Consider the following 21,443-nt stretch of genomic DNA (forward strand, 5'->3'; position numbering starts at 1 on the left):
ACAGAGTAGGGTGTGATTAGTTGCGTTTTGGCGGCGTAATCGTATACGCATGCGACAAGGCGTGTTTCGCAACAGTCAAAGAGGCCGTTTGAAATGCCAAAGTTTCAGACGGCCTCGTACAGTCTGTATTCAAAATATTTTAATCTTTGAAATCCTTTTTGAATGAGGCTTTCATTAATTTTCAGCTTGAAATTTGTCTCTCGTGCGGCAATAAAAAATACCCGCTAAAAGCGGGTATTGAGCCATTGGGCGGCTGTGAATCAGCCTTTGCGTGCCGGCAGTTTTTCTTTGATGCGGGCAGCTTTACCAGTGAGGCCGCGCAGGTAGTAGAGCTTGGCGCGACGCACGTCACCACGGCGTTTAACTTCGATTTTTTCCACTTGCGGAGAGTAGAGTTGGAAAGTACGCTCAACGCCTTCGCCGCTGGAGAGCTTGCGCACGATGAAGTTGCTGTTCAGGCCGCGGTTACGGCGGGCGATGACCACGCCTTCGTAAGCCTGCAAACGGCTGCGGCTGCCCTCAACCACGCGCACGGATACCACAACGGTGTCACCCGGTGCAAATTCGGGGATGGCTTTGTTCAAGCGAGCAATTTCTTCTTGCTCTAATTGTTGGATCAAGTTCATTTTTAGTCCTGGTTATAATGGGATTCTCGTTCCTCTTGCTTTATTTCATGTAAGAGCCTAGATTCCTGTGGGGTTAATTCGCGCTTTTCCAATAAATCGGGGCGGCGCGCTAAAGTGCGTTGCAGCGATTGCTTTAATCGCCACTGTGCAATCAGGGCGTGGTTGCCCGAGCGCAATATCTCGGGAACCGCCATGCCCTGAAATTCTATCGGGCGGGTGTAGTGTGGGCAGTCGAGCAGGCCGTTGGCAAAAGAATCTTGCTCGGCCGACTGCATATCGCCCAACACGCCGGGCAGCAGCCTCAACACGGCATCCATCAGCATCATGGCGGGCAATTCGCCGCCGGAAACCACAAAGTCGCCAATGCAGATTTCTTCATCGATGCTTTGGGCAAGCACGCGCTCGTCTATGCCTTCGTAGCGGCCGCAAACCAAAATCAGATTATCCAAACGAGCCAATTCGCCGACTTTTTGATGGTCGAGCGGCCGGCCTTGCGGGCTCAGATAAACGGTTTTGCTGCTGCCTGTGTGTTGTGTACGGGCTTCTTCGATGGCTGCCTGCAAGGGCGGTGCCATCATAATCATGCCGGGGCCGCCGCCAAATGGGCGATCGTCGATGTAGCCCAGTTTATTGTCGGCAAAGCGGCGCGGGTTGATGGCGTTGAATTGCCATAAATCCTGCTTTTTTGCCCGTCCGGTTACGCCGTATTCGGTAATGCTGTCAAACATTTCCGGAAATAGGGTAATGGCCTGGATCAACATCAGTAATCCAAGCCCCAGTCGGCGGTGATGGTGCGGCTGTCGTTATCGACATGGTCGATATAATGGGCAACGAAAGGAATCAGCTTTTGGCCGTGCTCGCCGTTGACCATCAGCACATCGTGCGCGCCGGTTTCCATCAGATTGGCAACTTTGCCCAATTCGATGCCTTCGCGGTTGACAACACGCATGCCGACCAGATCTGCCCAGTAATATTCGCCTTCTTCGGCGGGGGCGAAATCGGCGCGGTCGATTTCGATGGTGTAGCCGCGCAGGGCAAAGGCTTCGTCGCGCCCGTCTATGCCGGTGAATTTAACCTGCAATTCGCCATTGGCGACTTTGCCGGCTTCTAATGTAACGCTTAAATTCTGACCGTCTTTTGAGAGCTGCCACTCGGGGTAGTCCAGCAGGCTGTCGGCGTGCTCGGTGTTGGCGGCGATTTTAAGCCAGCCTTTTACGCCGAAAACGCCTTTGATGTAGCCCATGGCTACCAGTTGTTGAGTGTCGGTCATGGCAGTGTTGCTTGGCTTAGGCGGCAGCTTGCTGCTCTTTAACCAGCTTGGCAACGGCTTCGCTCATTTGCGCGCCTTGGCCTACCCAGTGGTTCAAGCGCTCGGCGTTGAGGCGCACGCGCTCTTGCTTTTCGTTGGCAACGGGGTTGTAGAAGCCTACGCGCTCAATAAAACGGCCGTCGCGGCGGTTGCGTGAGTCGGCAACCACTACGTTGTAAAACGGACGGTGTTTTGAGCCGCCACGGGCTAAACGGATAACTACCATGTTGATTCCTTCTGTGAAAATCGTGGATATAGAAAACCGCTAATTTTAGGGCAGTTTGTGGTTGCTATGCAAGCATTTATTGCCTTGATTTACGTTTGGTGTTGTTTGCAGGCGGCAAAAGGTCGAGTATGGCTTCGGCTATTTCCGAATCGTGGGGCGAGGGTGAAAGTGTAAAGCCGAGTTTTTCGGCCAGCTTCAACATCGGCAGATTGGATTTGAGGATTTCCGCACCCATGCGCCGATAGCCTTGGCGGGCGGCTAAGGCGATGATTTCCTGCATTAAAGCAAAAGCCAAGCCTTGGCCGTGCATGCTTTCGGCCACGCTGATGCCGAATTCGCATTGCTCGGGAAAGTGTGTGCAGCTGAAGCGCCCCACGCCCAGCAGCTTGCCCTCGGCATCTTCGGCGGTAAACGCGCCTTCGCGTTGGTAGTCGAGATTGCAAAAGCTGGCAAGCGTGCTTTGGCTGAGCGCTTTCACATGCGCCATAAAGCGGCTTTGGCGGCTTTTTTCCGGTAGGTTTTGCACATATTGCTGCTCAAGCTCGGCATCTTCAGGTGTCATCGCGCGGATGGGAATGGTTTGGCCGTTTTTGAGGGTGAACAGCGGCTGCTCGGCGCGGGGGTAGGGGGTGCGCACATTGATGGCGGTGTGCGCGGCGGATGCGGGCGTAGCGGTGATTTTCACGTTGCCATCGGGCTGAAGCGTGAGGTCGAGCCGGTTGAGGTGTGGCGCGTGGGTGAGCAGCGCGTTGAGGCTGTAGAGCAGCTGGTAGATGGTTTTTTGCTGGCGCTTCAGGCCGAATTGCTGTATCAGCCGTTCGGCTTGCAAGGTGTTGAAGGGAGGCAGTAAAGCCATGGTTTGCGCGGCGCTGCGGGCAAACAAAGCGACACCATAACGGGGATGGATATGAAACAACAGCGCAATATCGCCGGCGTGTGTTGGGGCAGTGTGTTCGGGCAGATGCAGGGCTTGGGCGAGCTGCGCAGGCGTGGGCGCTTGCGCGGCGGAGAGTGCGGCCAAGTCGGGCATTTTCAGATAGGCCGGCCGGGGCTTGGCGGTTTGGATGCGCAAGGCTTTTAATTCGTGGTTGTGGTGGTGGTAGAAAAAAGCCCGCAAAGCCTGGCCGGTGTTGCGAAATTGCAGCAGGCCGTCTGAAAGCGGGCTGCTGATAAATAATGGCTTTTGGTGTTGTTGCTGCAATTGCTGCAGGGCGTGGGTGATTTCGGCTTCGTTGCTTTGAGCGGTAGGCACCACCAGCGCGAGCAAGGCTTCGGTGTGGTGGCTTTGCAGATTGTTTTCGGCCAAGCCGCGGTAGTGCAGGGTGCTGGGGTTGCTGCCGATATAGCCATTGTGGCTTTCAGACGGCGTGTGGTTGCGGTCGGCCATTTGCAGGGCGATGCCGAATGAGGCTGCTTGTGATTGCAGCCAGTCGCAAGGCGTGTTGGCAATCACATGCAGCTTTTTGGCATCGAGTTTGCCGCAAGCCAAGGCATGGATAGCGGCGAGCATTTCATCGGGCGTGAAGGTAACGAGAAAGCCGCAATAGCGCGAAAGGTGGCGCAAGATGGCTTGCTCTTCTTCGTCAGCATGGTGGGTGCAGTGCAAAATCACCGATTTTTGGCGTGTCAGGTGGCGGATGGCGCTGAATAAATCGCGCAAAGGCTCGTCGGGATTGTATTCAAGCACAACCAAGCGGGTGAGCGGGTCGCTATCGAGGGCATCAAGCAGCTCGGCGGAATGGGTTTGGCCGAGGCCCGGTTGCAGGCTGATGTGGCGCGATAAGCCCAGTTTGGCGCGGGAAAGCACCGATAATATGCCGGCACCGGTGGCGGCATGCCAGCTGATCACGGCCACATTGCCTGCGCTCAAGCGGGCAGGATAGATGCCGCTGTTGAGTCCGTTGGCGGGCACTTGGATGGCGGCCGGGGTGCAGGCGGTGATGTGCAAGCCCAAGCGGGCGGCGCTTTGGATGGCGGCCTGCGCTTGCGGCAGGGCATCGGCAGATTGGTTTTCCCAATCCTGCACCAGCACCACATGGCGTATCTGCTTTTTGTGACAGGCTTTAAACAAGGCTTCGTAGCTTGCGGCGGGAGTGAGAATCAGCGCCACATCGGCCGCTTCGCTGATGCGGCTGAGGTTTGGATAGGCTTTGAGGCCGCCTACGCTTTTGTGACGCAGGTTGACTGGGGTGATTTTGCCTTGAAACGGCGCGCGCAGCAAAGCGCTTAACACGCGCTCGCCTAAGCTGTGCGGCCGCTCGCTCGCGCCGATAACAATGATGTGCTGCGGTTCAAATAGTGCATCAAAAAGATGTTTGCTCATAAATGAATGCTCCCTGCTTTCAGACGGCCTCAATGGACTTATCTTAATATAAATAAACGATATAAACAAACACAGGCCGTCTGAAAAAAAATGATGCAAAACATGCAGATTCGGATGGGGTTTGCGCAGCGTGTGGATGACCATGCGGCAGGATGCGGGTAAGCTGTTTTGATGTGGAATCAAGGATGAGCGTTGTATGATGCCTGTTCAAATAAATAAACATCATTGCATGGCACGAAAAGGCCGTCTGAAAGGGTTTCAGACGGCCTATGGGCTTTGTTGCAACTTAAAACCGATGCGTGCGCAATGTATGCGGATTATGCTGCTTTGGGTGGCGTGCCTACCTACGCAGCTGCATAATGGCCATTTAAATAGACATTATCAACATGGCATGCAGAGGCCGTCTGAAAACCTTTCAGACGGCCTTTGTTATATAGTGAAATGCAAGAAAAGTGACACGGAACGCCATTTTACAACGGCGTAGGTTGGGTTGATAAACCCAACGTTTCAGACGGCTTGTGGATTTGTTGGGTTTGCAACCCAACCTACCCGCTGAAAAGCTTTCATACCAATCCAAAAAATAACCTAACTTCGTTGTCTCGCCTTGCCGTACTATTTGTACTGTCTGCGGCTCGCCGCCTTGTTAGCTTACTTTTTTGAATTGGTATCAGACGGCCTTTGTCATATTGATGAGTGCGCTGCGGCATTTATTTTGACATTCAAACAAGCGGATACTCACGGAGCCAAATAAGGTGCGAGGGTTTGGCGCAGAATATCGGTGTCGGTGATTTCGCTGATATTGGCTTCGCCCAAACGGTTTAGGCCGATAAATCGCATGATGCCGCTGCTGACTTTTTTGTCGTGCTGCATGTGGGCGAGCCAGCGCTCGAAGCTGAAACGCGGCGGCGCCACCGGCAGGCGGGCTTTTTGCAGCAGGGCGGTGGCGCGTGCGGTGTCGGCGCTGTTCAGACGGCCTTGTTGCTCGGCCAGGCGGCAGGCCAGCACCATGCCGGCGGCCACGGCTTCGCCGTGCAGCCACACGCCGTAACCCATTTCGGCTTCGATGGCGTGGCCGAAGGTGTGGCCGAGGTTGAGCCAGGCGCGTATGCCTTGCTCGGTTTCGTCTTGGCCGACAATCTCGGCTTTCATGGCGCAGCTTCGGCGCACGGCTTCGGCCAGCGCTGCGGGCTCTTGCTGCATCAGCGCATCGATATGGGCTTCGAGCCATTCAAAAAAAGCCAGGTCGCCAAGCAGGCCGTATTTAATCACTTCGGCCAGGCCGGCAGATAATTCACGCGGCGGCAGGCTGGATAACACGCTCAAATCGGCGAGCACCGCTTGGGGCTGGTAAAAAGCGCCAATCATGTTTTTGCCCAAGGGGTGGTTGATGGCGGTTTTGCCGCCCACCGATGAATCGACTTGGCTGAGCAGGGTGGTGGGAATTTGGATAAAGGGTGCGCCGCGCTGGTAGGTGGCGGCAGCAAAGCCCACCATGTCGCCGATCACGCCGCCGCCCAGCGCAATCAGCGTGGTTTTGCGCTCGGCGCGGTGCTGCATCAGGCCGTCGAAAATCAGGTTGAGGGTTTGCCAGTTTTTGTATTGCTCGCCATCGGGCAGGATAATGCTGAAATGGGCGATGCCCAGTTTGTCTAAGGCCGTCTGAAGCGTGTGCAGATAAAGCGGCGCCACGGTTTCATTGCTGATGATGGCGGCGCTTTTGCTCAAATAAGGTTTCAGCAGCGTGTCGGCTTGTTCCAGCAGGCCGGAGCCGATAAAAATGGGGTAGGCGTGAGACGGGGTGTTGACGGTTAGGGTGTGCATAAATTATTTCCGGGCATGCAGGGTGTGTAGCAATTGCTGGATGGTTTTCTGGCAGCTGTGGCGGTTGACATCAAACACGATGTGGGCGGTGCTGCGGTAAATGCTGTCGCGGATATCGTAAAGCTCTTGCAGCTTGGCCAGCGGATTTTCCACTTGTAAAAGCGGGCGGTTGCTGTCGTGGCGGGTGCGGTTGAGCAGGGTTTCGGGGTGGGCGTGCAGGTAAACCACAATGCCGCGCGTGCGCAGCTTTTGGCGGTTTTCTTCGCGCATCACCGCGCCGCCGCCGGTAGCCAGCACGATATTGCTGCGGCTGCTCAGCTCATCGATCACGGCGCTTTCGCGCTCACGAAAGCCTTGTTCGCCCTCGAGCTCGAAAATGGTCGGCACCGACACGCCGGTGCGGGTGCAGATTTCATGGTCGCTATCATAGAATTCGCGCCCCAGCTGCCGCGCAATCTGCTTGCCCAGCGTGGTTTTGCCGGCACCCATCAAGCCGATTAAAAAAATATTGCCTGCTATGTTTTTCATAGCAGGCATTGTAAACGAAAATTTTCAATCGGTGTTTACTACATCGCAGGCAATATGCACAATCAATGAATCAGTAGCGCAAGGTGCTGCCCATATTGTCCATAATGCGCGGGGTGATGAAAATCAGTAATTCGCGGCGGCGTTCTTTGCGCGCGCGCGATTTAAACAGGTTGCCGACCACCGGAATATCGCCCAGCAGCGGTACTTTGTTTACCACATTGCTGCTTTCTTCTTCATAAATGCCGCCCACAATCAGCGTGCCGCCGTCTTCCACCATGGCTTGGGTTTGCAGCTGCTTGGTGCTGATACACAGCGTGGGCACGCCGCTGGCGGTACAGGCTATCGGATTGTCTTTATTTATTTTCACATTCATGATGATTTGGCCGTCGGGCGTGATATTGGGGGTAACGGTTAAACCCAGCACGGCTTTTTTAAAGGTAATCGAGGTGGCGCCGCTGGAAGTGGATTCTTCATACGGAATTTCTTGGCCGGATTCGATCACCGCTTCTTTGCGGTCTTGCGTCAACACGCGCGGATTGGAAAGCACTTTGCCTTTGTTTTGCTCCTGCATGGCGGCAATTTCCAACCCCAGCGCACCCGAAGCCAGCGAATGCACCAGCGCAATGCTGGAAGAAGCAGCCGACACCGGCAGGCTGATATTGGGATCGAGCGCAAAGTTGGCCAGCGTGGGCAAAACGCGGGCGGTGTAGCCGCCGCTGGCCGCATCCTGTGCTGCTGCGGCCAGGTTGGCTTGGGTGGCGGCATCGCGGGCACGTTGATTGGCCTGATAGGTATTATGATTGGTCAGGGCATTGCTCCAGTTGGAACCCCAGCTGTTGGTGCCGTTGGAGCCGGCATAGCCGAATTTCACGCCGATTTCGCGCGAGAAACCGTCATCGGCTTCAACAATGCGCGCTTCCACCATCACTTGGCGGGCGGCCACATCCAGCTCTTCAATCAGCTTTTGGAATTTTTGAATCACGGCGCGGTTGTCGGTGATGATCAAGGTGTTGGTGGCCGGATCGATCAGGGCGCTGCCGCGGCTGCTCAGCAAGGTGTTGCGGTTGCTGCTGCTACTGGAGCCGTCTTCATCAATGCGCAGAATTTTGCGGAATTCTTCTACGTTTTTGTATTTCAGCTGGAAGGTTTGCGAGAAAAGCGGCCCCAGCTCTTCGATTTCTTTTTGCGCCTGCAAGGTGGCTTTGTCTTGATTCAGCAATTCTTCGCGCGGGGCGATATTGATGATATTGCCTTGGCGGCGCATATCGAGATTGCGCGCCTGCATTACCAAATCCAGCGCTTGATCCCACGGCACATCTTTCAGGCTGAGGGTCATTTTGCCGTTTACGCTGTCGCTGGCCACAATATTCACGCCTGATTCTTTGGCCAGAATCTGCAAAATGGTGCGCACGTCTACATCTTGGAAATCCAAAGAAATGCGGCGGCCGCTGAAAGATTTTTGATTGGCAGCCGCGCTGAGGCCGCGAGATTCCATATTGCTCTTTTGGCTGATTTCAAAGCTGTAGCGGCCGTTGCCCGATTGGGTGCGCACATCCCAGCTGCCTTGGTTGCGGATAGTGAGCTGGGTGTTGTTGCCGATGCGCTTGAGGGTGACATTGCGCACTGGGGTGTTGAAATCAGACACATCCAAGCTGCGCTGCGCTTGAGCGGGCAGCGGGTAGTTTTTCAGGGTGATTACCAAGCGGTCGCTTTGCTGCTTGATGTCGGGCTCGCCGGTAAAGGCGGGGGCGTTGAATTCGATGATGCCTGAATTGCGGTTGCCGCGGCGGAAATCAATATTGGCGCCGGCCACAGCTTGCTCGGCGCGGGCGCGGGGTGCGGGCGGTGCAACAGGCTCGTTGCCCAGCGTGCGGCTGCTGATGCTCTCGGCTGCTGCGATGGTTTGCGTTTGCTCGGCCGCTTCGCTCACATATACCCACACTTCATTACCCTTGATTTGGGTGTTGTATTGGCCGGCTTTGCTCAAGGCCAGCAAAATGCGGGCGCGGTCGTTGTTTTGTGCGGCGGTAATCTGCCCCAGCAGCGGGTCGGCATATTCCAACACCGGCTGCGCCAATTGGATGCCGGTGCCCGGGAAATCGAGCGCAATGCGGGCGGGTGTGGTGGTGATAAAGCCGCTGGGCGACACCACATCTTTATCAAACTTGATTTTGATGATTTTTTGGTTGTCCGGCAGCGAAGACACATTAATATCGGTAATGTTGCCGGCAAAAGCGGCCGGCATGGCCAGGCTCAGGCTTAATGCGCAAAGCGTTTTGATGGTGATCGGTTTCAGTTTCATAAGAATTTGCCCCTTAAATTATTTGCTGTTTTGGCCGGCTTGTGCGCCGTTGTCCGCTGCATTGTTCAGCGGTAATTCGGCATTGCGGAAAATCCAGTTGCCGTAGCTGTCTTCCACCACTTCCACCAAGGTGATTTTATCTGAAGTGATGGATTGGATGCGGCCATAGTTTTGGCCGATGTAGTTGCCGGGTTTGACGGTGTAGACATGGCCGTCGGCTTCTACAAAACCGGAAATGGTGCGGCCTGCCGTTAAGGTGCCGACGTATTTCAGGTTTTCCAAGCTGAAACCCTCCAGCAGCTCTTTGGGCCGGTGGGTGTCGGGCGCATTCACGCCTTGCTGGGCGAGATTGAGGCGCTTGCTGTTGAAAGCATTCAAACCGCTGAAATTGGGCGGAGTGTAGCTTTGAACCGGCGTGATGCTGGGGGCTTCAAAAGGCTGGATACGGGTTTTGGCTTGTTGCTGTGTTTGCTGCATCCATTCGCGCAAATCGCTGTGTTGCGGGCCGCAAGCGGCTAAAAGCAACAAACACGGGAGTAAGATATGAGTTTTCATGTCGTTTTCTTCTGTTATTTGTTATTTTATTTGCTTTTTTCGGCTTGCGCTTCGCTGGCGGCGGCCAGCTCTGCGGCCACTTCATCTGCCGGGCGTGCTTTGTAAGTGTTGGCCGTGGCGCTCAAGGTGAGCGTGTTGGCTTTTTCATCAGCTTTCAGGTTGACCGAATCGAGCGTGATGATGCGCGAGAGCGCGCCCACATCACGGGCAAACTGGCTGATTTGGTTGTAGTTGCCGGTGGTGGCGATGCTGTAGGGCAACACTTGGATGGGGCCGTCGTTGACGGGTGGCTGCGGTGTTACGCTGTCCATGCGCAAGCCGTTGGTGGCGCCGGCCTGATGCAGCTCTTGTATCAGGTTGGGAATTTCAGCATCGGTGGGCAGCTGTTTGAGCAACACATCAAATGATGAATGAATGGCGGCTAATTCTGCTTTGAGATTATCGAGGCTGGCCGCTTGCAGGCTTTTTTGCTCATAAGTGGCCTTGAGCTCGGTTTCCTTGGTTTCGGCATTATTCAGCATTTCAAGCTGCGAGCGGAACAGCAAAAAATAGCTGAATACCAAAATAGCCAAAGCCGCCAGCGCGGCCAGCAGCAATTTGGCCGGCATGTTGAGCTGGTGCAGCGAATTGATATCGAGATCGGTCAGTTTTTTATTTGCCATGATTATTGTGCCTCCGGTGTGGCTGCGGATGCGTCCCCGCTGGGGGTTGGCTCAACGGTTTCTGCATCGGTTGCGGCCGGTGCGCTCTCGTTTAATGAGACTTTCAAGGTGAAGTCTTGAGCGTTATCCACTTTTTTGATGCTCAGCAATTCCGGTTGCAGGAATACGCCGGTGCTGGGAATGGAGCGCATAAACATGGCGATCCGGTTATCGCTGGTGGCTTTGCCGCTGATGGTATAGGTGGTGGGGCTTTCTGCACTGATGGCGGTTAGGTAGGCGCCTTCGGGAATCAGCACATTCAGCGTGTCGATAATAGAGGCCGCCTGAAAGCGCTTGGCTTGAAGCTCTTCCACTTTTTGTTTGCGCGCCAGAAAATCCTGTTTTTCTTGCTCTAATTTTTTGATTTCGCCCAATTGCTCATCCAGTTTGCTGATTTCCGAGGTGAGAAATTGGTTGCGCTCTTCCTGGCGGTCGATTGCTTGGTTGATGCCCAAATAGGCCAAGGCCGACAAGCCTGCGCCAACGGCCAATGCAAGCAGCATCAGCGCCTTGAATTGTTGCTTTTTCTTCTGCTGGATTTCCTCGCGGTAAGGCAGAAGATTGACTTTAATCAGTTCTATCATTTTATAAACCCCGTAATGCCAAGCCGAATGCAAGTGTTAAAGATGGTGCGTCTTGTTGTAATTTTGGTATGTCGATGTGGCTGCTGTTGGTTGCATACAATGCCGGATGAATGCACTCTGTGGCCGTGTTGGTTTGGGAAAACACGGTTTCGGCCAGCCCGGCTTGCTGTGAGGCCGTGCCAGTGAGCAGGATATGCTTCACGCTTGAAAATTGATCGCTGGGCTGGGTGGTGTAATAAAACTGGAGCACCCGTTGGATTTCCTGGGCAACCTGAATGTTAAAGCGATCGGCAATCTGAGTTTGATAATCGGCAGGTTTGCTTGCCGAAAGAATCATTTGATCGGCTTTTTCTTCCGTTACTTGATAAGTGCGCTGAATCAGCTGGTTTAATTGCTCGGTGCTGACGGAAGTTTCCTGCTTGTAGAGCATTTGGCCGTTTTCTACAATCAATGCATATAGCTGTGTGGCATGAATGCCGATAACGGCGATTTTTTCATTCGCCAATTCGGGCGCATGCTGATTGATCCAAAATGAAAATGCATTGCTTTGGGCAAACAGGTCGATATCCAGGAAGGCCGGAGAGAGGCCGGCGCTTTCCAGCATTTCGATGCGCGGCTCGATGTCGTCTTTTCTGGCGGCAACCAGCAACAGCTTTTGGCCGGGCGGCACAATCGATGTGCCTGTGACTTGGTAGTCGTAATTCATTTCTTCGAGCGGCCCGATTTGGGCAATTTCAAATTCGGCAAAGCTTTCCAAACCTGACTCGGCCTCTTTTGCATTGAAAACAGGCGTTTCGATGGTGGTGAGGTTTTGTGGTAATGCTGCAACAATGTTCTTATTGTTGCTTTGCAATTGAGCGTAGGAATGGCGCAAATAAGAAGTGAGCTGCTCATAGTCTTGAATTTTGGCCGCTTTGATAATATTTTTGGGCAGCGCAGTGATAACGTATTTTTCCAGCTGAATTTGGTTTAAACTACGGCTTGAAAGCTGAACCATCGTGATGGCGTGCTGGGTGATATCAATGCCTATTGCTGCACGGTTTGAAAGCGTTGGTGAAACTTTAGTGTTTGTATTTTTTTGTTTTTTTGTAAAACGCATAATGTTGTTTCCTGCCCGTTAAGTGAGTAATGTTTTGAGGCCCCTGTGTTTGAAATATTTTCAATATGGGCGTGGCACCGAAACCCGGATAGTGAAAATATTGCGTTATTTTACTTTATTTAATGCTCTTGATGGCAATATTTATTAACTAGTCATGATTAAAAAAATTATAACTACCTGTATCGGTCTGATTTTCGGCTTGGCACTTTTTGCCGTGGGCTTGCTGGCGATTGCCATATTGGTCACTTATCCGAAGCTGCCTTCTCTGGAAACCGTGCAGCATTATCAGCCGAAAATGCCGCTGACCATTTATTCTTCAGACGGCAAAATCATTGGGATGTATGGTGAGGAGCGACGCTCTTTCACTAAAATCAATGATTTTCCGCAAAACTTGAAAAATGCCGTGATTGCCGCGGAAGACCAGCGCTTTTATCAACACTGGGGTGTGGATGTGCTCGGTGTTGCGCGTGCCATTATCGGCAATATCACTTCGGGCGGCGTGCAATCGGGCGCCAGCACCATCACGCAGCAAGTGGCCAAAAACTTTTATCTGAGCAATGAGCGCACTTTTACCCGTAAGTTTAACGAGGCGCTGCTGGCCTATAAAATCGAACAATCTTTGAGCAAAGATCAAATTTTAGAATTGTATTTCAATCAAATTTATCTCGGCCAGCGAGCCTATGGTTTTGCGGCGGCCGCTCAGATTTACTTCAATAAGCCGGTGCAAGAGCTGACCTTGGCAGAAGCATCTATGTTGGCGGGCTTGCCTAAGGCGCCTTCTGCTTTCAACCCGGTGGTCAATCCCGAGCGCGCTAAATTGCGCCAAGCCTATATCCTGAACAATATGCAGGAATTGGGCATGATCACGCCGCAACAAAAAGCTCAAGCGATGGCGGAGGAATTGCATTATGAGCGCTTTGTTCAGCAAATCGACCAAAGCGCATTGTATGTGGCGGAAATGGCGCGCCAGGAATTGTATGAAAAATATGGTGAAGATGCGTACACGCAGGGCTTTAAGGTTTATACCACGGTAAATTCTGAAAACCAGCGCGTGGCCACAGCAGCATTGCGCAAAGCATTGCGCAATTTCGATCGGGGCAGTCGTTATCGCGGTGCCGAGCATTATCTGGATTTAAGTAAATCAGAAGATATAGAAGAAACCATCAGCCAATATTTGTCTTCCCTCTATACGATTGACGGCATGACGCCTGCTGTGGTGGTGTCTGCAAATAAACAAGGTGTGACCATCCAGCTGCCCAATGGTGAGCAAACCACTTTGAAGCAGGCTAATTTGGGTTTTGCTGCGCGGGCGGTGAATAATAAGCAGATGGGTGATGCGCAAATCCGCAAGGGTGCGTTGATTCGGGTGCAAAAACGGAGCAACGGTGGCTGGACTGTGGTGCAGGAGCCGCTGCTGCAAGGTGCGTTGGTGTCGCTGGATACCAAAACCGGCGCAGTGCGTGCGCTGGTAGGCGGCTACGATTTTCACAGCAAAACCTTTAACCGTGCCACTCAGGCGCAGCGGCAGCCGGGCTCTTCTTTCAAGCCGTTCGTTTATTCTGCTGCATTGGCTAAAGGGATGACGGCTTCGACCATTGTGAATGATGCACCGCTGTCGCTGCCGGGAAAAGGGCCTAATGGCTCCACTTGGAATCCAAAAAATTCAGACGGCCGCTACGCAGGCAACATCACCTTGCGTCAAGCATTAACGGCATCCAAAAATATGGTTTCCATCCGGATTTTGATGTCTATCGGTGTGGGTTATGCGCAGCAATATATCCAGCGGTTTGGCTTTTCGGCTTCTGAAATTCCGGCCAGCTTGTCGATGGCGCTGGGCACGGGCGAAACCACGCCGATTAAAATGGCAGAAGGTTATGCCGTGTTTGCCAATGGCGGTTATCGGGTGTCGTCTTATGTGATTGATAGAATTTATGACAGCCAAGACCGTTTGCGTGCGCAAATGCAGCCTTTAATCGCTAAAGAAAATGCCCCTCAGGCCATCGATCCGCGCAATGCCTATATTATGTATAACATGATGCGCGATGTGGTGCGATATGGCACCGCCACACGTGCCAATGCGCTTGGCCGCTCAGATGTTGCCGGTAAAACGGGCACCACCAACGATAATAAAGATGCATGGTTTGTTGGGTTTAACCCCGATGTGGTTACTGCGGTGTATATCGGTTACGACAAGCCGCAAAGTATGGGGCGTGCGGGCTATGGTGGCACTATTGCACTGCCTGTTTGGGTGGATTATATGCGCTATGCTTTAAATGGTGTGGCGAGCAAAGGTTTGAGCGCACCTGCTGGTGTGGTGAGCAGGGACGGGGAGTATTATTTGAAAGAGCAGCAATCCACGAACCCCGCGCTGCCATTGGATAATCGCTCCAGCCGCCCGCTCAACTCGAATGAGCAAGATGGTGCAACAGCTGCTCAGAATCCGACAGGTAGCGCGGATAACGCCGGCGCTGGCAATGAACCGGCGGCACCTGCTGCGCCTTCCGGCGGCAGCCAAAAAGGGCAATTGGATTCTTTATTTTAATTTTGATAGATGAGGATTATTTGCTTCGGCCGGGCATGAGATAACAATACGAGTGAATGCAGTCAGGTTATTTTAGGGTTGGCAGATAAAAAGCCGAAACCGTATCAACGGGTTTCGGCTTTTTTATGTTGGAATGTCTTGTGTGGGTTGGATCGTTATTAGATGGGTTGAAGCGGGTTTATAGCAGTTAAAGTGAGGGTTTAATTTTTTGTGTTAGATATAGTGAAATGCTCAAAAAAGTTACACAAGATTCAAGAACCAAAACAGTAAAGTTTCTACACAGGAAATCCGCCATTCACGCCTGATCTTTTTAATCCACGCCCACGTCTTTTCAATCGGATTCAAATCAGGGCTGTATGGCGGCAGCCAAAGCACAATATGGCCGGCCTCTTTTAACGCACCCAAAATATCCTGCCGTTTGTGAAACGTCGCATTATCCATCACCACTATACTGCAGGCAGGTAATTCGGGAATTAATGCCTGTGTTATCCAAGCATGGAAAACATCACTGTTGACGCTGCATTCAAACATACCGAAGGCAAACGGCACGCCGTTGCAGGCGGCACCGATTACGTTGGTTTGCTTCAGATTCCAATCGAATACACCGGTGCAAGTCTGTCCTCGTTTTGCATAGGCTTTAGGCCTGAATGTATCGCTCTTAAAACCACTTTCATCTAAATAAACAATGGGATATAAGTGGCTCTCATAGAATTCCAATTCAGCGGCGAAATCAGCTCTTTTTTGTTGATCCGCTTTCGGGTGCTCGAGAATTTTTTTTAATGGTAATCTTCAATCGTTTGAGGGCACGAAAGATGGCCGACTGATCACAACCGAAACGGGCAGCCCGTTGCCATTGGTAGTCATCGGGATACTTGGCAACATCCTCTTCCAGAGCCTGATTATCGATTTTGCGGGGCGGGTAGTTTTTATCTACTTTAGGCTCAGGCTGCTTTTGCCAGTTTTGCAAAGCAGTAGTGCTGACGCCATATTTTGCGGCAACAGCGCGGTAAGTACTGTGCGCCAACTCGGCCAGGATTTTTTTACGGATATGAAGTGGATAGGTCATGATATTTGTGTAAGTTTTTTAGGCATTCTACTATATATGAAAGTTAACTTGATAGGCCGTCTGAAATATTTAACGAACAGACAAATTTGATATGTGTTTTTCAGGATGCAATGCGTGCAATCAAATAGCCGCAGCCAAGCAAAACAATCATGACAAAGATCACTAATGAAATCCCCAAAATGCCTTTTTTTCCACGCAGCCAATAAGGCAAATAGCGGGTAACGCCGCTTTGCGCGCGCAACTGTTCTTCCAGCTCGGCCCGGATTTGCTTACGCAAGCGTTTTTCTTCTTCCTGCTTTTCTTGTTGCAATTTTTGTGCAATTTCGTGTTGCTTACGATTTTCAAAAGCGACCCGCTCTTGCCATTCGATGCGTTTGCGCTGAAGAACGCGTTCGGAAAGTGAACCGAAATGTGTGCCGCAACTGGGGCATTCTTTGGCCTCCGGATCTTCGATAATGGCGTAGCAAACAGGGCATTGTGAAACTTGTTCGACTAAAATTTCTTCGTGCTCGGTACCGTCCGGCGCCAATTCCAGAGATAGGCGGATAATCACATCAAGCCCCAGATAGCTGAAATAATGCTGTGCGTTTTCACGCTCTTCCCGAGTGCATTGTTCGGCGATGATGGCCTGCGGGTGCTCCTCTAGCGCGGCAATCAAGTCTTCTGCTTCCGTGTCGGGAAGATTATCCCGAATGCAAGCATCCACCCGACCATGATCAACGCCGGGTGGGTAGGAAACATAAACGTCATAAAGGGGTTGTTGCTTGTTCATTCTTTCTCGCCGTTTAAATTTTTAGCATTAAAATCAAGATATACCATCATTTGATAAGTTTATACGTTTTAAATACGATGGTATTTTGATTGAGCCACCGACAAAATAAGGGTTAGGATATTCCAATGGATATTGTTTTTTTTGAAACTATATATAAAAGGCAATAATTATGGATTAGCGGTAGTTTTGTTTGTGGATAAATTGTGGCGCAGATTCATTTTTTCAAATAAAAATGAAATTTTATTTAATTATATGGCATGGCTACGCTGCAGCTTGGCTGCATGAGCTTGCGTTGCTGTGCAGCCTTCGGTTTATTCTCGTGCTATTTTATTTTTGGCGCATATGGGCGTTTTCTGCCAAATTATAAATGTCATGTTAAAAAATTTAAAGAAGAAAAGCCGCTGAATATATTCAGCGGCTTTCTTAGAGATTTCCGGCTTGTTTTGGCGTTAAACCGAGAAGGAGGAGCCGCATCCGCACGTGGTTTCGGCATTGGGGTTGCGGATAACAAATTGCGAGCCTTGCAGGCTTTCGGTGTAATCAATTTCTGCACCGATGAGATATTGATAGCTCATCGGATCTACCAAAAATTTCAGGCCGGCTTTTTCGATTTCAAAGTCGTCGTCATTTTTGATTTCATCGAAAGTGAAGCCATATTGGAAGCCGGAGCAACCGCCGCCGTTTACAAAAACGCGCAATTTCAGGTCGGGGTTGTTTTCTTCTGCAATCAAATCGGCTACTTTAGCGCAGCAGCTTTCGGTAAAAACAATCGGGCTTTCGTCTGACATGGTGGATTCCTTTTATATGAATGTATGCGGTATTGTCGCGCAAACTGTAATGCTAGGCAAGTCAGGGCGAATATGCTGATTTCAATCGGCGATAGGGTAAAGCCCCGCTAAATATTTCGGCCGAACCATTCTACCCGGCCGATAATGGCTACATCATCCGTCATGTTGTGCAGATTGATTTCAAAAGAAGGATAAGCCTCGTTGGCGGAAATCACATTAACCAGCCCGCCCGGCATCACCTGCAGGCGTTTGACTAAGAGATTTTCATTGATTCGCAGCACATAAAGCCCATCGCGCGGTGTGGTTTCGCTGTGGTTGATTAAAATGGCGTCGCCATCATTAAGCACACCTTCCATAGAATCGCCTTTCACGGAAATAACAGACAGGTTTTTACTGTCGCGTGTGATGTAGGTTTCAATCCATTGTCGGCGAAACGGCATGGTGAACACAGGCTTTTCATTTTCTACAAGCCGGCCATGGCCGGCCGCCGCCTGTATGTCATAGCGTGGAACAAAAACAAACTCATCCAGATCAACCGGGTTACCGAGCGTATCCAATGCATGGGTTATCGGTGCGGGATGATCGGAAAAGGGTTCTCCCTCGCCGGTGAGCAGCCAATCTATGCTGCAGCCTTTAAGTTGTTTGATTTTTTTGAGGGTTTCGGCTTTCGGCAGGCCGCCCTCATGCCAGATGCGGCTGAAGCCGGCAATGGTCATATCGATATCAGCAGCGATTTTTGCCTGCTTGGCTTCGTTTTGCCATAAATAAGCTAAGCGTTCTTTAAAGGTATTCATTTCTTATCCTAATGAAGCATTTATTTTGTCTTGGACTCAGTTTACGCTTTTTTTAGCTTAATTCCAAGGATTAAATTATTTTTTTCTAATAGTATTTAAATTTTATTGTTGCAAAATTAGATTTAATTTAGTAATATTCGCAAAACTATTATTTATTGGTGTTTAAAGATTTTTTTGCTTATCAGTGCTTGGCCGGCCTATCTCCGGTTAGTCATTATTTTTGGGAGTGTGCAAAATGAAGAGCAATAAACGAAACAAATGGCGGTGTCTGCTGGGTGCCGGTATGCTGACCTTGGCGTTGGCAGCCTTGCCTTCCACGGAAACAGAAGCTCAATCTGCCGCCATGCCTTTATCCGAGCTGGGCTGCGATAAATTAAATGCGCTGAATTTTCAGAAAATGAATCAAACGCAGGCAGATTATGCCGGGCAATGCGCAGCGAGAGAGGCTGCTTGGGCATGGGAAAGGCAATATGGCGGTTTAGATGAGCATGGTATGATTGGTGCGGTGGTGTATGAGCCGTGAAGCTTGTTCATCATTTATAAACGCCAAGCTTTGTAAGAAAGAGGCTGTGTTTGGCTCGCGTAGATATAATTTGTAGCTTGGACGATATATGTAAGAGTGGTAATAATGGATGAGGCAGTTAAATTTGAATTTCAAATGCTATTTGGGAATAGAGGTGTATTTGCAAATCCGGCCTATAGTTTATATTTAATTGCCGATACAAGAGATGGTAGGCCGTGGTTGTGCGCCTTAAAATTTCAATATTTTCTAGGGTCTGTTCACAATTCATCCGTGCGTAAGATTTTGAGCCAAAAGATTACCACGAGATGAATTGTGAACAGACCCTAGGTTCATGCCAAAACTAAAAAGTAAGATAACAAACGGTGAGCCGCAGATAATCTTCCTTTTTCCCAGTATTTTACTTGGTATTCGAAACAAAGACCGTCATAAGAGGTTTCAGACGGCCTTTGCATGTAATATCGATAATGGTTTATTTGTTAATGGCTTGTTCATTTGAATGGGTATTATACCAATTCAAAAAAGTAAGCTAACAAGGCGGTGAGCCGAAGACAGTACAGATAGTACGGCTAGGCGAGCCAACGCAGTTAGGTTATTTTTTTGGATTGGTATTATTCATTTCACTATAGGTATCGTACGTTTTTGGGACTGACATAACTGCACTGAAAAAAAAGGCCGTCTGAAAATTTCTTTCAGACGGCCTTTTTTCGAGGCTTTATTTAGGGCGTCGGAAGGTGTCGTGGCAGGCTTTGCAGCTGGCGCCGGCATCGCCATAGGCAACTTTGATTTCTCCTAGGTTGCCGCTTTGCGCGGCGGTGTTTAATACGGCCACGGCGGCGTGGAATTTGTCTTCCGCGGCTTTGAAGTCATCCGGGCGCTCCCACACTGCGGGCAGGGCATCGCCATTGCCTTCGGCGTCTTGCTGGAAGTGCTCGAAGGGTTTTTTGCTTTCTTCAGCAAAGACGGCGGCAGCGGTTTTGAATTTTTCTACCTCATAAGGCTCTTCGCCTTTAACCATTTTACCCATGCTGCTGAAATTGGGCATCATGGCTTTGAATGCGGTGGTGCGGGCTTCGGAATTCGGGCCTTTGGCAACATCGGCGCCGCCGCCGCAGGCAGCAAGCATCAGGGTAGCGGCCATGGCGCCAATGGTTAAAGTGGTTTTGATGTTCATAGAGCTTCCTTTTGGTTGTGGTTTTTGGGGTATGCCGATGATGGATGCGGATGGGCATTTGCGTATGTATTAATACATTTCAGAGGTTTTGGCAACCGTTGGCTGTAAAGTGCGTGGATTTCTGTTGGGTTGAGCTTTGCGTGTTTACGGCCATATTTTTGTCGGCACGATGCGGGTTGATTAACGGCGGAAGGTGTCGTGACAGGCTTTGCAGCTTTGTCCAAGCTGGCCGAATGCGCTTTGCGCCGCCGCTTGGCTGCCTTGTTGGGCTGCGTTGTTTAGGGCGGCTGTGGCCTCGCTAAAGCGTTGAATGGCGGCCTGAAATTGTTGCGGCTGCTGCCACACAGCGGCTTTGGCCTCGCCCGTGGCCGCGGGTGAGGCGTAGTGTGGCCAAGGTTTGTCGGCCAGCGCCTGCAAGTCGGCGGTTTGGCGGGAAAGTGCGGCCATATCGGCGGGATTGGCTTTGAGCAGCCGGCCGATGGCTTTGTTGGCGCTGCGGAAATCTTTCATATAGCGTTCGCGCGCAGCCACATCGGCATCGGCGGCGTGAGCGTTGCTGAGAAGGGCCAGCAGGCAGAGGATGAGGCAATATTTCATGGTGGCTCCCTGTGGTTGGGCGGCTTTATGCATACGACTATGTTGGATGAGCTAAATTCAGCCGTATGGCGGCGATTTGCTTTGAGTGGATTGCAAATAGGGTGTGGCCGGGTTTTCCGATAATATCCATGCATAACTTTGGCAGATTTTACCAAAATAAGGCCGTCTGAAAAGTTTCCGGTTGCCATTTAACGTGTTTTTGCCAAGCTTGGCGGGCTCGGTTGTGGTAGTCTTGTCACCATATTAACCAGCGATACAGATGATGAAAGGAGCGTAAGAAATGGCGATATTAATCACCGGGGCATCGGCGGGCTTTGGCGAGGCGATGTGCCGCCGCTTTGTTGAAGCCGGTTATCATGTAATCGGTGCGGCAAGGCGCACCGACAAGCTTGAAGCTCTGCAGGCTGAGCTGGGCGATCGATTTTATCCGCTGCAAATGGATGTGAGCGATCAGGCTTCGGTGGATGCGGCTTTGCAAAGCCTGCCCGAGCCGTTTGCAGAGATTGATGCGCTGATCAACAACGCCGGTTTGGCGCTTGGGCTTGAGCCTGCTGCGCAGGCTGATTTTGCCGATTGGCTCACCATGATCAACACCAATATTATCGGGCTCACTTATCTGACCCGGCAAGTGCTGCCGCAAATGGTGGCGCGCAAAAGTGGCTATATCATCAATTTGGGCTCTATTGCCGGCACTTATCCTTATCCGGGCGGCAATGTATATGGTGCGAGCAAGGCTTATGTGCGCCAATTCAGCCTAAATTTGCGCGCCGATTTGGCCGGCACCGATGTGCGCGTGAGCAATATCGAGCCGGGCTTGTGCGGCGACACGGAATTTTCCAATGTGCGCTTTAAGGGCGATGATGCGCGCGCGGCCAAGCTTTATGAAAATGTGCAGTTTATCCGCCCCGAAGATATTGCCGACACGGCTTTATGGCTTTATCAACGTCCGGCGCATATGAATGTGAACAGCATTGAAATCATGCCGGTAGCGCAAAGTTTCGGTGCGCTTCCGGTGCATCGTGAAGCCCCGCCGGCTTTGCCCGCCGATCATTTTGAAAAACAAAGCACTTCCTTGTTTCAGAAGATTAAAAGTTGGTTTAAGTAAATCGGGTTGAG

The 21,443-nt window shown here is 51.3% G+C and carries 22 protein-coding genes; 3 read left to right on the top strand and 19 right to left on the bottom strand.

Translation table 11 applies throughout. The features are described from left to right. Positions 1 to 260: 260 nt before the first annotated feature. From rplS to pilM, 12 genes are all read right to left on the bottom strand, one after another. Positions 261 to 626 carry a 50S ribosomal protein L19 gene (gene rplS / locus LVJ78_RS02960; protein ID WP_132954580.1) on the bottom strand — a complete coding sequence of 122 codons (366 nt, stop codon included), beginning with the start codon at positions 624 to 626 and terminating at the stop codon, positions 261 to 263. A 2-nt stretch (positions 627 to 628) separates the two neighbouring features. Then, positions 629 to 1,387 carry a tRNA (guanosine(37)-N1)-methyltransferase TrmD gene (trmD, locus tag LVJ78_RS02965; protein WP_132954581.1) on the bottom strand — a complete coding sequence of 253 codons (759 nt, stop codon included), beginning with the start codon at positions 1,385 to 1,387 and terminating at the stop codon, positions 629 to 631. Then, positions 1,387 to 1,896, bottom strand: coding sequence for a ribosome maturation factor RimM (rimM, locus tag LVJ78_RS02970; RefSeq protein WP_132954582.1), 510 nt, complete (start codon positions 1,894 to 1,896; stop codon positions 1,387 to 1,389). The genes trmD and rimM overlap by 1 nt, the downstream gene beginning before the upstream one ends. Before the next feature lie 16 nt (positions 1,897 to 1,912). After that, a complete protein-coding gene (gene rpsP, locus LVJ78_RS02975; RefSeq protein ID WP_132954583.1) occupies positions 1,913 to 2,161 on the bottom strand; it encodes a 30S ribosomal protein S16 in 249 nt (82 codons plus the stop codon). A gap of 76 nt (positions 2,162 to 2,237) precedes the next feature. Continuing rightward, entirely contained in the window at positions 2,238 to 4,484 is a 2,247-nt protein-coding gene (locus tag LVJ78_RS02980; protein ID WP_165870935.1) for a bifunctional acetate--CoA ligase family protein/GNAT family N-acetyltransferase, read from the bottom strand. Positions 4,485 to 5,219: 735 nt separating this feature from the next. Next, positions 5,220 to 6,305, bottom strand: a complete 1,086-nt coding sequence (gene aroB, locus LVJ78_RS02985; protein WP_132954585.1) for a 3-dehydroquinate synthase — start codon at positions 6,303 to 6,305, stop codon at positions 5,220 to 5,222. Between the two features lie 3 nt (positions 6,306 to 6,308). After that, a complete protein-coding gene (locus LVJ78_RS02990) occupies positions 6,309 to 6,842 on the bottom strand; it encodes a shikimate kinase (protein WP_132954586.1) in 534 nt (177 codons plus the stop codon). A 61-nt stretch (positions 6,843 to 6,903) separates the two neighbouring features. After that, a complete protein-coding gene (locus tag LVJ78_RS02995) occupies positions 6,904 to 9,135 on the bottom strand; it encodes a type IV pilus secretin PilQ (protein WP_132954587.1) in 2,232 nt (743 codons plus the stop codon). An 18-nt stretch (positions 9,136 to 9,153) separates the two neighbouring features. Beyond that, positions 9,154 to 9,690: a pilus assembly protein PilP gene (locus LVJ78_RS03000; RefSeq protein WP_132954588.1), complete on the bottom strand. Its 537-nt coding sequence runs from the start codon at positions 9,688 to 9,690 to the stop codon at positions 9,154 to 9,156. Positions 9,691 to 9,716: 26 nt separating this feature from the next. Beyond that, on the bottom strand, positions 9,717 to 10,352 hold the full coding sequence (locus LVJ78_RS03005; RefSeq protein ID WP_132954589.1) for a type IV pilus inner membrane component PilO: 636 nt from the start codon (positions 10,350 to 10,352) through the stop codon (positions 9,717 to 9,719). A 2-nt stretch (positions 10,353 to 10,354) separates the two neighbouring features. After that, positions 10,355 to 10,975 carry a PilN domain-containing protein gene (locus LVJ78_RS03010; protein WP_132954590.1) on the bottom strand — a complete coding sequence of 207 codons (621 nt, stop codon included), beginning with the start codon at positions 10,973 to 10,975 and terminating at the stop codon, positions 10,355 to 10,357. Position 10,976: 1 nt separating this feature from the next. Next, positions 10,977 to 12,074 carry a type IV pilus assembly protein PilM gene (gene pilM / locus LVJ78_RS03015; RefSeq protein ID WP_132954591.1) on the bottom strand — a complete coding sequence of 366 codons (1,098 nt, stop codon included), beginning with the start codon at positions 12,072 to 12,074 and terminating at the stop codon, positions 10,977 to 10,979. Positions 12,075 to 12,228: 154 nt separating this feature from the next. Between pilM and LVJ78_RS03020 the strand changes: the two genes are divergently transcribed. Further along, positions 12,229 to 14,616: a penicillin-binding protein 1A gene (locus tag LVJ78_RS03020; protein ID WP_132954592.1), complete on the top strand. Its 2,388-nt coding sequence runs from the start codon at positions 12,229 to 12,231 to the stop codon at positions 14,614 to 14,616. Positions 14,617 to 14,856: 240 nt separating this feature from the next. On the opposite strand, the gene LVJ78_RS03025 is transcribed toward LVJ78_RS03020, so the two are convergent. The 5 genes from LVJ78_RS03025 to LVJ78_RS03045 form a co-directional block, all read right to left on the bottom strand. After that, on the bottom strand, positions 14,857 to 15,333 hold the full coding sequence (locus tag LVJ78_RS03025; protein ID WP_244802578.1) for an IS630 family transposase: 477 nt from the start codon (positions 15,331 to 15,333) through the stop codon (positions 14,857 to 14,859). 13 nt (positions 15,334 to 15,346) lie between these two features. Further along, complete coding sequence (locus tag LVJ78_RS03030; RefSeq protein WP_244802577.1) at positions 15,347 to 15,682, bottom strand: IS630 transposase-related protein; 336 nt, start codon at positions 15,680 to 15,682, stop codon at positions 15,347 to 15,349. 100 nt (positions 15,683 to 15,782) lie between these two features. After that, positions 15,783 to 16,454, bottom strand: coding sequence for a hypothetical protein (locus LVJ78_RS03035; protein ID WP_132954683.1), 672 nt, complete (start codon positions 16,452 to 16,454; stop codon positions 15,783 to 15,785). Positions 16,455 to 16,903: 449 nt separating this feature from the next. Continuing rightward, complete coding sequence (gene erpA, locus LVJ78_RS03040) at positions 16,904 to 17,242, bottom strand: iron-sulfur cluster insertion protein ErpA (protein ID WP_132954684.1); 339 nt, start codon at positions 17,240 to 17,242, stop codon at positions 16,904 to 16,906. A gap of 107 nt (positions 17,243 to 17,349) precedes the next feature. Next, a complete protein-coding gene (locus tag LVJ78_RS03045; protein WP_132954685.1) occupies positions 17,350 to 18,036 on the bottom strand; it encodes a S24 family peptidase in 687 nt (228 codons plus the stop codon). Between the two features lie 235 nt (positions 18,037 to 18,271). Here LVJ78_RS03045 and LVJ78_RS03050 point away from each other — a divergent pair, with 235 nt between their 5' ends. After that, positions 18,272 to 18,559, top strand: coding sequence for a hypothetical protein (locus LVJ78_RS03050; protein WP_132954686.1), 288 nt, complete (start codon positions 18,272 to 18,274; stop codon positions 18,557 to 18,559). A 712-nt stretch (positions 18,560 to 19,271) separates the two neighbouring features. On the opposite strand, the gene LVJ78_RS03055 is transcribed toward LVJ78_RS03050, so the two are convergent. Beyond that, a complete protein-coding gene (locus LVJ78_RS03055; protein WP_132954687.1) occupies positions 19,272 to 19,730 on the bottom strand; it encodes a c-type cytochrome in 459 nt (152 codons plus the stop codon). 180 nt (positions 19,731 to 19,910) lie between these two features. Continuing rightward, on the bottom strand, positions 19,911 to 20,327 hold the full coding sequence (locus tag LVJ78_RS03060; protein WP_165870938.1) for a cytochrome c: 417 nt from the start codon (positions 20,325 to 20,327) through the stop codon (positions 19,911 to 19,913). A 280-nt stretch (positions 20,328 to 20,607) separates the two neighbouring features. Between LVJ78_RS03060 and LVJ78_RS03065 the strand changes: the two genes are divergently transcribed. Further along, positions 20,608 to 21,432, top strand: coding sequence for an SDR family oxidoreductase (locus LVJ78_RS03065; RefSeq protein ID WP_132954689.1), 825 nt, complete (start codon positions 20,608 to 20,610; stop codon positions 21,430 to 21,432). Positions 21,433 to 21,443: the final 11 nt, after the last annotated feature.

It is taken from the genome of Uruburuella suis, from assembly GCF_022870845.1.
GTDB classification, from domain to species: Bacteria; Pseudomonadota; Gammaproteobacteria; order Burkholderiales; family Neisseriaceae; genus Neisseria; species Neisseria suis.

Bases quoted from the DNA above. Each gene is read 5' to 3' on its own strand.
- rplS (WP_132954580.1), bottom strand. From the start codon at position 626: ATGAACTTGATCCAACAATTAGAGCAAGAAGAAATTGCTCGCTTGAAC.
- trmD (WP_132954581.1), bottom strand. From the start codon at position 1,387: ATGTTGATCCAGGCCATTACCCTATTTCCGGAAATGTTTGACAGCATT.
- rimM (WP_132954582.1), bottom strand. From the start codon at position 1,896: ATGACCGACACTCAACAACTGGTAGCCATGGGCTACATCAAAGGCGTT.
- rpsP (WP_132954583.1), bottom strand. From the start codon at position 2,161: ATGGTAGTTATCCGTTTAGCCCGTGGCGGCTCAAAACACCGTCCGTTT.
- LVJ78_RS02980 (WP_165870935.1), bottom strand. From the start codon at position 4,484: ATGAGCAAACATCTTTTTGATGCACTATTTGAACCGCAGCACATCATT.
- aroB (WP_132954585.1), bottom strand. From the start codon at position 6,305: ATGCACACCCTAACCGTCAACACCCCGTCTCACGCCTACCCCATTTTT.
- LVJ78_RS02990 (WP_132954586.1), bottom strand. From the start codon at position 6,842: ATGCCTGCTATGAAAAACATAGCAGGCAATATTTTTTTAATCGGCTTG.
- LVJ78_RS02995 (WP_132954587.1), bottom strand. From the start codon at position 9,135: ATGAAACTGAAACCGATCACCATCAAAACGCTTTGCGCATTAAGCCTG.
- LVJ78_RS03000 (WP_132954588.1), bottom strand. From the start codon at position 9,690: ATGAAAACTCATATCTTACTCCCGTGTTTGTTGCTTTTAGCCGCTTGC.
- LVJ78_RS03005 (WP_132954589.1), bottom strand. From the start codon at position 10,352: ATGGCAAATAAAAAACTGACCGATCTCGATATCAATTCGCTGCACCAG.
- LVJ78_RS03010 (WP_132954590.1), bottom strand. From the start codon at position 10,975: ATGATAGAACTGATTAAAGTCAATCTTCTGCCTTACCGCGAGGAAATC.
- pilM (WP_132954591.1), bottom strand. From the start codon at position 12,074: ATGCGTTTTACAAAAAAACAAAAAAATACAAACACTAAAGTTTCACCA.
- LVJ78_RS03020 (WP_132954592.1), top strand. From the start codon at position 12,229: ATGATTAAAAAAATTATAACTACCTGTATCGGTCTGATTTTCGGCTTG.
- LVJ78_RS03030 (WP_244802577.1), bottom strand. From the start codon at position 15,682: ATGACCTATCCACTTCATATCCGTAAAAAAATCCTGGCCGAGTTGGCG.
- LVJ78_RS03035 (WP_132954683.1), bottom strand. From the start codon at position 16,454: ATGAACAAGCAACAACCCCTTTATGACGTTTATGTTTCCTACCCACCC.
- erpA (WP_132954684.1), bottom strand. From the start codon at position 17,242: ATGTCAGACGAAAGCCCGATTGTTTTTACCGAAAGCTGCTGCGCTAAA.
- LVJ78_RS03045 (WP_132954685.1), bottom strand. From the start codon at position 18,036: ATGAATACCTTTAAAGAACGCTTAGCTTATTTATGGCAAAACGAAGCC.
- LVJ78_RS03050 (WP_132954686.1), top strand. From the start codon at position 18,272: ATGAAGAGCAATAAACGAAACAAATGGCGGTGTCTGCTGGGTGCCGGT.
- LVJ78_RS03055 (WP_132954687.1), bottom strand. From the start codon at position 19,730: ATGAACATCAAAACCACTTTAACCATTGGCGCCATGGCCGCTACCCTG.
- LVJ78_RS03060 (WP_165870938.1), bottom strand. From the start codon at position 20,327: ATGAAATATTGCCTCATCCTCTGCCTGCTGGCCCTTCTCAGCAACGCT.
- LVJ78_RS03065 (WP_132954689.1), top strand. From the start codon at position 20,608: ATGGCGATATTAATCACCGGGGCATCGGCGGGCTTTGGCGAGGCGATG.